A 12,501-nucleotide genomic window follows, 5' to 3' on the forward strand; every position below is an offset into this window, starting at 1 on the left:
TCGGCGCAGGCGTCCTCGGCGAGGCCGACGTGGTGCAGGCCTGCACGGACGTCTACGGCGATCGCATCGACCGCGCCTGCGCCCTCGTCGCGCCCTACATCGTCGACAATCCGCCTTACCGGCCATTCCTCGTGGCCGTCTCCGCCAACATCCGCACTTTCGTCGACATCCATACCTTCGCCTATGAAAGCGCACAGACGCGCCAACAATGGGCAGCCGCCTTTCACGAAACCGCCGGCGGCCCCTTCGCCGGTGTGTACGGGCGGTGCTTCGCGGGCCTTGCCGCATTCGCCCAACTCGACCTGCCCACCGCGGAGAACCGCTACACCGAAGCGCTCGTTTTGGCTCAGAACGAAGCCGGCCCGCATTCACATGCGGCCCGGCTGGCGGGCGCCCTGCTGGGCCGGCTCCACTACGAACGCGGTGAAATCGATACGGCCGAAGGGCTGTTGGAGCAATGTCACGAGCTCGGCGCCGAAAGCGGTGTCGTTGACTTCATGATCGCGACCTACAGCACCCTGTCCCGTATCAAGGTGCTTCGTGGCGACATCGATGAGGCGCTCGGCCTACTGGACGAAGGACATGTTGCGGCTCAGCAGCTTTCGTTGCCGAGGCTGTCCGCAGCGCTGGACAACGAGTGCGTGCGTCTACACCTCGCGCTGGGCGACACCAGCCGCGCGCAACAGATTCTCGCACGCCGCGGCAACGATGTGGCCAACGGCATGGACGGCATCGCGATGGCCACCCGGCACTACCAACTGAGCGCGCGGGCCCAAATCGCTTGCGCGGAAAACAACTACGACACAGCACACGATCTGGTGTCCAGGATGCATCACGAAAGCACCGCCGCCGGATGGCGTCTCGGCGCAGCCCTCAGCACCATCGAACTCGCCAGGGTTGTCTTCCTCGCCGGCGACCCCGAAGCCGCCGCCGAAATCCTCGTCCCCGCGCTGCTCGACGGCGCGCGCGCCGGGCTACTGCGCACCATCGTCGACGCCGGGCCGGAGATCCTCAAAACCATTGCCCATCTTCGCGACGCCAGCCGGACCCGCCGCTGGCCGCCCAAGCTGGCCCAGGTTCCGCCCGATTATCTCTCGCGGTTGCTGGCCACTGCCCACGCCGACGCCAAACACGCGGCCATCCCGGTCGTCACGCGCGACTCCGATCGTGCTCCCACGCCGGAAGAACCGCTCAGCCCCCGCGAAATCGAGGTACTGCGGCTCTTGGAGCGTGGAATGTCGAACAAGCAGATCGCGCGGAACCTGGGGGTCACGATCAACACCGTCAAGTGGTACCTCAAGGGCATCTACATCAAGCTGGGCGCTACCAGGCGCGGGGAATCGGTCTCCGAGGCCAGGCGGCGACACCTGTTGCCCTAGTTGCGCCTCGGGTCTGGCTGCTGTCGCCGCCTTCGGTTAGCGTCGTCGGCGTGACCCTCAAAGACATCCCCCTGACCACCCTCGACGGCCGGCCGACCACGCTGGCCGAATTGGCCGACGGCGCGACGCTGGTTGTCAACGTCGCCTCCAAGTGCGGGTTGACTCCGCAATACACGGCGCTGGAGAAGCTCGCCGAGGACTACGGCGAGCGCGGCCTGACCGTCGTCGGCGTCCCCTGCAACCAGTTCATGGGCCAGGAGCCGGGCACGGCCGAGGAGATCCAGGAGTTCTGTTCGACGACGTACGGCGTGACGTTCCCGCTGCTGGCCAAGACCGAGGTGAACGGCGACGATCGTCACCCGCTCTACGCCGAGCTGACCAAGGCCGCCGATTCCGCCGGCGAGGCCGGCGACATCCAGTGGAATTTCGAGAAGTTCCTGATCGCACCCGACGGTCAGGTGGTGCAGCGGTTCCGGCCCCGCACCGCGCCCGACGCCCCCGAGGTCATCAGCGCCATCGAGGCGGTGCTGGCGCGCTAGGCGGGCCAGGCAGATCGGCTTCGCCTGCGGGCCTGGCCGGACGTGAAACCACGGACCACCGTCGGGTCAGATCGGTCTGCGATCGAGGGGCAACTCGACGGCGCGTGCGACTGCGGTCACGCCGGCTTGCTGGGAGCCATTCGTCGGCCGGCCGACGCCAGAGCGGTCAGTGCGTCGACGTCACGGGTCAGCTGTTGGTACAGCACAGCAGGTCCCAGCCATCTGCCCAACAGTCTGCGGAGTGCCACCGGGTCAGATTGTCGCTCGGGAGGGTCGAGCAGAACCGATTGCAATGTGCGCACAGCGACTTCGATGAGATCGTCGATCGCAGCGTGATCAAAGCCGTGAGCTTCCCAGTCGACGTCATATCGTCGAAACATCTCTCGTCCGAGGCTAATTGCGGCGCCGGCGGTAGACGGGGCCGACGCGCCACCGGGTAGCCGGGTCACCATGACGCGCGCCATCAGCGGGTCGCCGGCGAACTCCTCGGCGGTGAATGCCACCCCTTCGACGAGGGCCGCGGCCGGATTCGTCCAGCCACGCAGGTGGTTGGCCAGACGATCGAGAAAGCCGTTGGCAGCCCGCATTTGGCTGCCGATGAGTAGCGCTTCGGCGCTGGGAAAATAGCGGTAGACGGTCTGCCGACTCACTCCCAGAATCCGGGCGAGATCGCTGATGCGAACGGCGGCCGATCCGCCTTCCGCCACCACGGAGTCAACCGCGTCGAGGATCCTGTTGACCGCCTCCTCGTCGGAGGAGGGCGTTTGACCCGACCACCCATGACTACGCACAGAAAAGACCCATCGTGGCGCTCCAGCCCTCTATGGCGTGACAATCTACGACTGAACGTATGGCGAGCCCCGGCCGCACGTCAAGTGCGACCAGCCGTCCCGAATGGATCAAGATGCTGTCAAACAGACTTGGCAGCGCAAGGCGGAACCCGCTCCCGGCGACAAGCTGCCTAGACGTAACATCTCGCAGAATTCCGTCTTGTCATCTGGCGTCGCGTCTGTTGTGATACCGGGAGGAAGCGCGGAGTTTCCCCTGCAGCGGGAGGACGGCCATGACCACAAGCCAGGCCAGCGACATTCGCTACGACCCGTACGATATGGGGCTTCTCGCCGATCCCTATCCCGTGTTCCGGCGGCTCCGCGAGGAGGCGCCGCTGTACTACAACGAGCAGTACGACTTCTACGCGCTCAGTCGTTTCGACGACGTGAGTCGTGCGCTTGTGGACACCGGCACCTTCAGTTCAGCGCGCGGAATGATCCTCGAAGTGATCAAGGCCAACATCGAGATACCGCCTGGCATCATCGTTTTCGAAGACCCACCGGTTCACGACGTTCACCGAAAGCTGCTCGCGCGGATCTTCACCCCTCGCAAGGTCGCAGAACTCGAGGGCAAAATTCGAGCGTTTTGCGCACAGTGCCTCGATCCCCTCGTCGGCACTGGACGATTCGACTTCATCGCCGATCTCGGCGCCCAGATGCCGATGAGGGTCATCGGGATGCTGGTCGGCATCCCCGAGCAGGACCAGGAGCGCGTCCGGGATCGCTCGAATGCGTCGTTGCTCACCGAGGCCGGCCAGCCCATGACCCTGGCCAAGGGCATCAACCCCGACGAGGCCTACGACGAGCTATTCGCCGCCTATCTCGACTGGCGCGTCGAACACCCCTCCGACGACATCATGACCGAGCTCCTCAACGTCGAATTCGATGACGAGACTGGGGTTCGCCGACGGCTGACCCGCGAGGAAATCCTGCTCTATATCGGGCTCATCGCCGCCGCGGGCAACGAGACGACGACCCGGCTCCTCGGCTGGGCGGGAAAAGTTCTTGCCGACCATCCCGGCCAGCGGCGCGAAATCGCGGCTGATCCTCACTTGATTCCGCAGGCGATAGAGGAGCTGCTGCGCTGCGAACCTCCCGTACCGCACCTGGCCCGCTACGTCACTCGCGACACTGACTGGTACGGCCACACGGTGCCCGAGGGCAGCGTCATGATGCCGCTGATCGCCTCGGCCTGCCGTGACCATCGCCAATTCCCGCCCGACGGCGACCTCTTCGACATCCATCGCCAGCCGCGTCAGCATCTGGCATTCAGCGTGGGAGCCCACTTCTGCCTTGGAGCCGCGCTGGCCAGGCTGGAGGGACGGGTGGCGCTCGAGGAAATCCTCAAGCGCTTCCCCGAATGGAACATCGACACCGACAACGCGCGCCTATCGTCCGCCTCGGCCGTCCGCGGCTGGGAATCGATGCCGGCGTTCGTCTCATAGCCGGTGGGCGATCGAATTCGCAGATCGTCGCGAACCGCGGTCAACGAGGACCGAGTCCTCGCGTCAGCGTGTCGATAAGCCCGTCGTACCGGTCGAGCGTTTCGCTCACGGGTGTTGTCGCGCTGAGTATTCGATAAAGGATTGCTCCGATCAGCGCGTCGGCGACAGCCTCGACGTCGGCGCCGGCCTGAATCTGACCCTGAGAGATCCCTTTTCGCAACCGGTCCTGCACCGCGTGGTGGATGCGACCGGTGAGTTGCCGGTAGAGGCTGTCTCGGTCGTCGAGATTTTCGGCAGCCGCCGCGGCGAGTGCTCGGATGAGCGCGGCATTTTCCGACGCGGCTGTGCGTGCGGCGTATTCGCGCATCCACGTTCGTAGATCTTCGACGCAATCGCCGGTGTCGGGGAGCGCGAAGTCAGCCGGGGGGTACTGCTGCATGACGGCTTCGGCCACCAAGGGTGCTTTCGACGGCCAGCGCCGATACACCGTCTGCATGCCGACCCCCGCCGCTGCGGCCACCTTGTCCATCGATATCCCGGCGTAGCCGACGTCAACGAGCAGCGAGCGCGTCGCCGCCAGGATCGCCTCGTGCGCGGCGGCGCTTCGCGGTCGGCCTCGGCGAGGTTGGCTCACCACACGACCCTAAGCCCGCCGCCCTTTACACCGGCGGCACCGTGTGACACTATTTACGAGAATAATATTCTCGAAATTCGATCGCTTCGACTGCCCGGTGGAGGTGCCGATGCGTGACGTGTGCGTCGTCACCGGGGGCGCGGGAGGCATGGGGCTCGCAGCCGCGAAACTCCTGGGACGAGACCACTCGATCGTGCTCTGCGATGTCAGTCGCGACGGTCTCGACGCGGCGGCGAAGGAACTGGAAGCCAGTGGCGTCGAGTGCAAGACCTCCGTCGTCGACATCACCGATGACCAGTCCGTCGCCGAGTTGGTCAGCCAGGCAATGGGATTCGGCGTCGTCAGATCGGTCGTTCACGCCGCGGGCGTGAGCCCCAGCATGGGTTCGGCGGAATTCATCGTGCGCATCAACGCCCTGGGCACGCTCAACGTGAACGAGGCGTTCTACCCGACCGTCGAGGACGGATTCGCGATCGTCAACGTCGCGTCGGTTGCGGCGCACATGTTTCCCCGGGTCATGGTCCCCCGCCGTCATTTCAAGCACGCGCAACGCGACGCCGATGTCTTCATGAAGAAGATGACCTCCGCCTGCAATATCGCCCCGGCCGCCATGCGGCCGGGGTTCGCCTATTCGATCAGCAAGAATTTCGTTAGTGGTACTGCTCCTCGCAGGCCGCCAGGTTCGGCCGTCGCGGTGGACGAATCGTCTCGGTGTCGCCGGGCACCATCGACACCGCCATGGGCAGGCTCGAGGAACGAACCGGCTCGGGAGCGCTCGCCGAGCGGTCCGCGCTGCGGCGCATCGGCGAGCCAAGGGAGGTTGCCGAACTGCTGGCGTTCTGCGCAAGCGACAGAGCCAGCTATCTCACCGGCATCGACATCGTCTGCGACGGTGGCGTTCTGGCAGCCTTGACACCGAGAGCCAAACTCGCCACAGCCCGTCAAGCCCTCGCAACCCTCTTCGGCCCGACGAGGAGCGGAAACCGTTGACCGACATCAAGATTCGGCGTCGACAGAACCGACCCGTGCACGCGGCCGCCGGGATCTGCGCCGGGTTGGCACACTTCCTGGCCCCGAGCGTGTTCGAGCCGTTCAACCGCCTCGCATTTCCCCGGCACGCGCGTGCCTTCACCTACATCAACGGTGGCATCGAAACGACGCTCGGAATCCTGGCGGCCCTTCCCCGCACTCGACTACACGCGTACACCCTGGGGGTTTGCTACCTCGCCTACCTCACAACCTGCATCGTCGCGACCCAGGTCCGATCGCGGCGGTTCAGCGGCGCGATCGGATAGGCCAGCATGGCCGCGAAGCAGACCATTCAAGGAGCAGCAGAAGGCGCCCGACTGCTTGGCCATGCCGTGCGGATGAATGTCGCTGCCGCCGTCCGCACCCGCCGCCGCGGCCGCGCCGGGTGGACCGGCGCGGTCAACACCGACTACGACCCGCAAGACCCCGCCACCGCCGCGGACCCGTACGACGCGTACCGCGCCCTGCACCGAAGCGGCCGCGTGCACTACAACCCCCGGCGCGCCACCTTCATCGTCAGCCGCCTCGACGACGTGCGGGCGGCGCTGCGCGACACCGACCGGGTCACCAGCACCCAGGGGGTCACGCGCCTGCGCATGTCCGCTCCGCTGGCGGTGCTCACCGACGGTGAGGAACACACCCGGCTGCGCAAACAAGTCCAGCCGGGATTCAGCAAGGGCGCGATGAGGTCCTGGCAGGAGATGACCGAAAAACTGGCCATCGACCTCGTCACCGACGTGATGGACGACCCCGGCTGTGATGTCGTGCAGCGCTTGGCCATACCGATGCCGATACGCCTGATCGCCCAGATCCTCGGAGTGCCCGACTCAGACGCCGGCGACTTCCGCCGCTGGTCCGAACGCGCGGTGGGAGTCATGGAGCTGAGGCCCACTTTCGCGGGTATCGTCGACGCGGCCAAGTCGGCAACGGGGATGGTGGCGTTGTGGCGTTATTTCACAGCGCAATTCGCTGCGGGTGGACTCAAGGGATCGACCACCGTGCTCGGGCGGCTCATCGAGCACAACACCGATGGCAGCCTCACCGACCGTCAGCTTCTGCTCATCGCCATCCACCTGCTGATCGCCGGCAACGAGACCACGACCAACCTGCTCGGCGGAATGTTCGACACGCTGGCCCGACGGCCCGACCAATACGACCTGATTCGCGCCAACCCCGACCTCATCCCCCTGGCCGTGGAGGAACAGCTTCGCTTCACGACGCCGATACAGAACCTGTACCGCTACACCCGCGCGGACTACCGCATCGGCGACGTCACCATCCCCACCGGATCACGCGTGCTGCTGTCCTTCGGCGCGGCCAACCGTGACCCCAGCGCGTTCGACGATCCCGACGAGTATCGCGCCGACCGGGACCCGCGAACGCACGTCGCCTTCGGCTACGGCGCACACATGTGCCTGGGCGCACCGCTGGCCCGCATGGAAGCCCAGGCGGTACTGCGCCAACTCGTCAGCCGCGTCGCCCGAATCACCCCGGCGGGTCCGACACAGTGGTCGCGTCACAGCTCGCTACGCGGACCCACCCGGCTGCCGATCCGCCTCACCCCCGCCTGAGGTGTTGTTGCGCACCAAAACGGCCCCCGGAGTCTCCTCCGGGGGCCGTTTCACTTGGTAGCGGGGACAGGATTCGAACCTGCGACCTCTGGGTTATGAGCCCAGCGAGCTACCGAGCTGCTCCACCCCGCGTTGGTGAATGCCAGGTTACCGAACCCGCATCACGGCGACCAAATCGCGCGGTCACGGGGTTGCCGCGCCGAGATTGCCGCCATGGTCGTGGACAGGGCGCCGACCACAGCCATGACGGCAATCTCGGCGGCAACGGGTCAGTGCGACGGCGCCTTCAGCCCGTAGCGCCGGGCGATGTCGTCCATCCAGTCGGGCGACCCGTACGTCAGCCCGTACTTGTCGGCGAGTTCGCCGAACTCGGGCAACTCGTGCAGGACCTTGCCGACCGGGTCGTCGGCGTGCTCGACGAGCAGCTCGCCGAGCTCGCGGAAATAGTTCTCGAACCCGCCCGGGGTGATGACCTCGATGATGCGGCCCGGCTCGCTGCCGGCGTTCCACATCGCGTGCATCTGACCGCGGGGCTTGGTGATGTAGCCGCCGGGCCCCAGCACCACCTCGCTGTCGTCGGAGCGGAAGCCGATCTCACCGGCCAGCACGATCGAGTGCTCGTCCTCGCGGGTGTGCCGGTGCGCCGCCGTGAGCAGGCCGACCTCGAACGGGTGCTCGACGATCGACACCTCGCCCCCGGTGGTCTTGCTCGTCAGCTTGAACACCGCCCCGAACCCGGGGAGGGCGACGTACTCGCCCTCGCCCGGCCGTACCACGGTGACGCCGATGTCGTCCTGCTCGGTCATGTGACTCATCCTCCCGGTCCCGTCAACCCGCCGCGGCCAGGCCCGCCGCTTCGCTCGGCGGCCACAGCGGCTGCGGAACCTCGACACCGAACGGCTTGCCCCAGCCGTTGCGGGACGAAACCTCGTGCACCGGGCGGCGATTGGCTGCCACGCCCCACTTGCCCAGTGGGTAGCCGAGGGTCAGCATGGCCGACATCTCCCAGCCCTCCTCGACGGGCACGCCCAGCATCTCGTTGACCTTGTCCCGGAAATTGTTGAGCACCATCGTCATGACGCCGCCGACGCCCTCGGCCCGGGCCGCGAGCAGAGCGCTCCAGATCGCGGGGTAGATGTTGGCGCCGCCGAGATCGTCGATCGCGAACACGAAGAGCAACAGGGGAACTTCGTCGAAGTGGTCGGCCAGGTAGTTCCCGGATCCCTTGATGCGGCGCATCGTCTCGGCGTGAGCGGTGAGGTCCACGCCGGGCCCCGGCACGACCATCGGTCCCTGACCCACGCTGAACTTCTCGTATTCCACCGCGCGGGCCTGCCGGAACAGTTCGCCGAACTCGTGGATGAGTTGTGGATCGTCGACGGCGACGAAGTGCCAGCGCTGGGTGTTGCCCCCGTTGGGCGCCCGGACGGCCGCATCGAGAATGCGGGCCTGCACGTCGCGCGGGATCGGGTCCGGCCGCAGCCGGCGCATCATCCTGGTGGTGTAGAGCGCCTCGTGAATGTCCATCTGTCCGCTCCCTTCATTCCGGCCAGCTGTTGTTGAGGATCTTGTCGACGAAGTCGACCCGCTCGAAGGTGGGATCGAAGTGCGCCAGCACGTCGGCGTTCATGGTGCCGGCGGTGGTGAGCGGGCGGTGCTTCATCCCGTCGTTGAACGCGGCCAAGATGCGCTGCTTGAACTGCGGGCGCGGGTGGGCGGCGGTCACCGCGGCGAGGGCGTCGGGGGCCAGGTGCTCGCGGCCGATGCCGACCACGTCGACCTCGACACCGGCCTGGAGCAAAGCGACCTCGGGGTCCAGGAACTCGGGCACGCCGGGTGTGGTGTGCAACGCGATCCCGAGCCACACCTTGGCGGCGTCGGCCTCGTCCACACCATGCGCCGTCAGGAAGTCCCGGGCCGCGTTCGCGCCGTCGACCTCGAAGCGCAGCGAGGAGGTGCCGTAGCGCTCGGTGAGCCCGAGGTCGTGGAACATGGCGGCGACGTAGAGCAGCTCCAGGTCGGGCTGCAGCCCCCGGCGCAGGCCCTGCAGCGCGCCGAACAGGAACACCCGCCGCGAGTGGTGGAACAGCAGGTCGTCCTCGGCGTCTCGAATGAAATCGGTGGCCTCGAGCACCAACGCCGAGTCGGGGATGCGGATGCCGGCGATGCTTTCCATTGACTGAGTATTCATGCCGTCAGTCTGCGGCCGCACGGCCGAGGCGACCGTGGGCGTTCGGGCCGTCCTGTCCACAGAAAGCGACACAATGTCTTACGTGGCCGAGACCGGAGCGCATTCGCGGGTGGTGGTGATCGTCGTCTTCGACGACGTGACGATGCTGGACGTGGCGGGGACCGGCGAGGTGTTCGTCGAAGCCAACCGGTTCGGAGCCGACTACCGGCTCAAGATCGCGTCGGTGGACGGCCGGGACGTCACCACGTCGATCGGCAGTCGACTGGGTGTCACCGACCGGATTTCCTCGATCGAATCCGCGGATACCGTTCTGGTCGCCGGCAGCGACCACCTGCCCCGGCGGCCGGTGGATCCCGCGCTCGTCGAGGCCGTCAGGTCGATAGCGACGCGAGCCCGGCGGATGGCATCCATTTGCACGGGGTCGTTCATCCTCGCCCAGGCCGGTCTGCTCAGCGGCCGGCGCGCCACGACGCACTGGAACGAGACCCGGCTGTTGGCCCGGGCCTTTCGCGATGTCACCGTCGATCCCGACGCGATCTTCGTCCGCGACGGCGACGTGTTCACCTCGGCCGGGATCTCGTCCGGCATCGACCTGGCGCTGGCGCTGGTCGAAATGGATTACGGGACCGAACTGGTCCGCAACGTGGCCCGGTGGCTGGTGGTCTACCTCAAACGCGCTGGGGGCCAATCACAGTTCTCGGTGTTGGTGGAGGCCGATCCGCCGCCGCAGTCGCCGCTGCGCGCGGTCATCGACGCGGTCGCGGCCGACCCGGCCGCGAACCACAGCGTGAAATCCCTTGCGGCCCGGGCGTCACTGAGCACCCGCCAGCTGACCCGGCTCTTCCAATCCGAGCTGGGCATGACCCCGGCCCGCTACGTCGAGCTCGTTCGAATCGACTTCGCCCGTGGCGCACTGGAATCCGGCCGGTCCGTCAGCGAGACCGCGGGCATGGCCGGCTTCGGCAGCATCGAGACCTTGCGGCGGGTGTTCGTCAACCACCTGGGCATCAGCCCCAAGGCCTATCGGGACAGGTTCCGAACGGCCTTCGCGTGATGGCTATTTCGTGTGCGCCACATCGGCGAGGGTGCGCAGAATGCCACCCTTTTCGGCGTGTCGGTGTACAGACACGCACGCTCGCGGTCGGCCGAAACGGTCGGCTGGAATGGACGGGGCCTGAGGGCTATTTGGTGTTGTTGTACTTGGTGATCGCGTCGTCCAACCGCTGCAGCGCGGCGCCGTAGCCGGCGAAATCGCCCTTCTTCTGGGCGTCCTTGGCCGCGCCGAGCGCGCTCTGAATCTCTTGCAGCGCGGCGGCTTTGGCCGGGGACAGCGTCACCGACCCGTCCGGCACCGGCGGAAGCGCCGTCGGCGGCGGCGATCCGGGAGGGCTGGCAGGCACGGGCGGAGTCACCGGCGGGGGCGCCTGGGGGTTGCCGGCGTCGGTGGGCTGGATACCCGTCGCGGCCGCGCCCGCGCCGGGACCGAACAGCCCCGTCAGCGCGTCGCGCACCGTCGGGCCGTACCCGATCTTGTCGTTGTACATCATCGCCACCCGGATCAGTCGCGGGTACGACGACGCGGCGTCGCTGGCCCCCGGGGAGGCGTAGACGGGCTCGACGTACAGCAGTCCGCCCTGACCCACCGGCAGCGTGAGCAGGTTGCCCCAGCGGATCCGGTTCTGGTTGTCGCGCCCGATCACGCCGAGGTCCTGCGACACCGCCGGGTCGGTGGTGATGGCGTTGTTGGCCAGCTTGGGCCCGTTGACCTGACCCGGGATGGTCAGCACGGTGATCCTGCCGTAGGTCGCGGGGTCGGAGCTGGCGCTGATGTAGGCGGCCAGGTAGTCGCGCTTGAACCTGTTCATCGCGCTGGTCAGCTGATACGACGACGAATTGTCGTTCTTGGCAATGTTTTTCGCCACGATGTAATACGGCGGCTGATAGCTGCTGGCGGTCGGGTTCGGGTCCAGCGGCACGTCCCAGAAGTCCGAGGTCGAGAAGAACGTCACCGGGTCGTTGACGTGATACTTGGCCAGCAGCATCCGCTGCACCTTGAACAGGTCCTCGGGATAGCGCAGGTGCTCGGCCAGCTCGGGGGTGATGTCGCTCTTCGGCTTCACCGTGCCGGGGAACACCTGCATCCACGCCTTGAGCACCGGGTCCTGCTCGTCCTGCTGGTACAGCGTCACGGTGCCGTCGTAGGCGTCCACCGTGGCCTTCACCGAGTTGCGGATGTAGGAGACCTGCTTGTCGGGGGCCAGCTTGTTGAACGCCACCTCGTTCGAGTCGGCGGTCGCCGACTCCAGGGAGGTGAGCTCGGAGTACGGATAGTTGTCCAACGTGGTGTAGCCGTCGATGATCCACACCAGCCGCTTGTTGACGATCGCCGGGTAGACCGAGCTGTCGGTGGTCAGCCACGGCGCCACCGCCTCCACCCGGCGGGCCGGGTCGCGGTTGAACAGGATCCTGCTGTTGGAACCGATCACGTTGGAGAACAAGAAGTTTCGCTCCGCGAACTTCGCGGCGAACACGCTGCGCGACAGCCAGTCCCCGACTGGAACTCCCCCGAGCCCGGTGTAGGTGTAGTTCTTGGTCTCGGCGCTGGTCTCGTAGTCGTATTCGCGGTCGGCGCCGTTGCGACCGACGATCGCGTAGTCGGCTGAGGTGTTGGCGATGACGGGCCCGTAGTAGATGCGCGGCTGGTCCAGCGGCGCGGGGCCGTCGGACACCACGTTGCCGTTGGCGCCGACGACGTTCACCAGGAACTCGGGATAGCCGCCGTTCTGGTTGGGGTCGTTGGCGACGCCGCGCACCGTGTTCGCCGGCGAGGCGATGAACCCGTTGCCGTGCGTGTAGACGCTGTGCCGGTTGATCCAGTCGCGC

At 66.7% G+C, this 12,501-nt stretch carries 12 protein-coding genes, 1 tRNA gene and 1 pseudogene; 7 read left to right on the forward strand and 7 right to left on the reverse strand.

Features of this window, described 5'->3' with window-relative positions:
• On the forward strand, positions 1-1,379 hold a 1,379-nt coding region (locus A5691_RS06540; protein ID WP_231968889.1), incomplete at its 5' end, for a helix-turn-helix transcriptional regulator.
• A gap of 50 nt (positions 1,380-1,429) precedes the next feature.
• Positions 1,430-1,918 carry a glutathione peroxidase gene (locus tag A5691_RS06545; protein ID WP_068259881.1) on the forward strand — a complete coding sequence of 163 codons (489 nt, stop codon included), beginning with the start codon at positions 1,430-1,432 and terminating at the stop codon, positions 1,916-1,918.
• A 116-nt stretch (positions 1,919-2,034) separates the two neighbouring features.
• On the opposite strand, the gene A5691_RS06550 is transcribed toward A5691_RS06545, so the two are convergent.
• Entirely contained in the window at positions 2,035-2,709 is a 675-nt protein-coding gene (locus A5691_RS06550; protein ID WP_067785077.1) for a TetR/AcrR family transcriptional regulator, read from the reverse strand.
• A gap of 272 nt (positions 2,710-2,981) precedes the next feature.
• Here A5691_RS06550 and A5691_RS06555 point away from each other — a divergent pair, with 272 nt between their 5' ends.
• The gene (locus A5691_RS06555) at positions 2,982-4,193 is read left to right on the forward strand and encodes a cytochrome P450 (protein ID WP_068015943.1); all 1,212 of its coding nucleotides are present in this window, start codon (positions 2,982-2,984) and stop codon (positions 4,191-4,193) included.
• 40 nt (positions 4,194-4,233) lie between these two features.
• Here the strand turns inward: A5691_RS06555 and A5691_RS06560 are convergent, their stop codons facing one another.
• On the reverse strand, positions 4,234-4,830 hold the full coding sequence (locus tag A5691_RS06560; RefSeq protein ID WP_255369313.1) for a TetR/AcrR family transcriptional regulator: 597 nt from the start codon (positions 4,828-4,830) through the stop codon (positions 4,234-4,236).
• 106 nt (positions 4,831-4,936) lie between these two features.
• Between A5691_RS06560 and A5691_RS28540 the strand changes: the two are divergent.
• The 3 genes and pseudogenes from A5691_RS28540 to A5691_RS06575 all read left to right on the forward strand — a co-directional run bounded on the left by A5691_RS28540 (position 4,937) and on the right by A5691_RS06575 (position 7,427).
• A pseudogene (locus tag A5691_RS28540) lies at positions 4,937-5,817 on the forward strand (SDR family oxidoreductase).
• Complete coding sequence (locus A5691_RS06570; RefSeq protein WP_231968744.1) at positions 5,814-6,122, forward strand: hypothetical protein; 309 nt, start codon at positions 5,814-5,816, stop codon at positions 6,120-6,122. Before A5691_RS28540 ends, A5691_RS06570 begins: the two are co-directional and overlap by 4 nt.
• Before the next feature lie 72 nt (positions 6,123-6,194).
• Positions 6,195-7,427, forward strand: a complete 1,233-nt coding sequence (locus A5691_RS06575; protein WP_197499207.1) for a cytochrome P450 — start codon at positions 6,195-6,197, stop codon at positions 7,425-7,427.
• A 55-nt stretch (positions 7,428-7,482) separates the two neighbouring features.
• Here the strand turns inward: A5691_RS06575 and A5691_RS06580 are convergent.
• From A5691_RS06580 to A5691_RS06595, 4 genes are all read right to left on the reverse strand, one after another.
• Positions 7,483-7,559 (reverse strand) — tRNA-Met (locus A5691_RS06580).
• 137 nt (positions 7,560-7,696) lie between these two features.
• A complete protein-coding gene (locus A5691_RS06585) occupies positions 7,697-8,233 on the reverse strand; it encodes a cupin domain-containing protein (RefSeq protein WP_067751308.1) in 537 nt (178 codons plus the stop codon).
• Positions 8,234-8,255: 22 nt separating this feature from the next.
• Complete coding sequence (locus A5691_RS06590; RefSeq protein ID WP_068015945.1) at positions 8,256-8,954, reverse strand: nitroreductase family protein; 699 nt, start codon at positions 8,952-8,954, stop codon at positions 8,256-8,258.
• Positions 8,955-8,967: 13 nt separating this feature from the next.
• Entirely contained in the window at positions 8,968-9,618 is a 651-nt protein-coding gene (locus A5691_RS06595) for an HD domain-containing protein (RefSeq protein ID WP_067785089.1), read from the reverse strand.
• A 73-nt stretch (positions 9,619-9,691) separates the two neighbouring features.
• Here A5691_RS06595 and A5691_RS06600 point away from each other — a divergent pair, with 73 nt between their 5' ends.
• On the forward strand, positions 9,692-10,672 hold the full coding sequence (locus A5691_RS06600; RefSeq protein WP_197499208.1) for a GlxA family transcriptional regulator: 981 nt from the start codon (positions 9,692-9,694) through the stop codon (positions 10,670-10,672).
• Positions 10,673-10,799: 127 nt separating this feature from the next.
• Here the strand turns inward: A5691_RS06600 and A5691_RS06605 are convergent.
• The coding region (locus tag A5691_RS06605) for a UPF0182 family protein (RefSeq protein WP_197504947.1) at positions 10,800-12,501 on the reverse strand (1,702 nt) is incomplete at its 5' end.

The sequence above is a fragment of the Mycobacterium sp. E183 genome, assembly GCF_001667735.1.
Lineage (GTDB): Bacteria > Actinomycetota > Actinomycetes > Mycobacteriales > Mycobacteriaceae > Mycobacterium.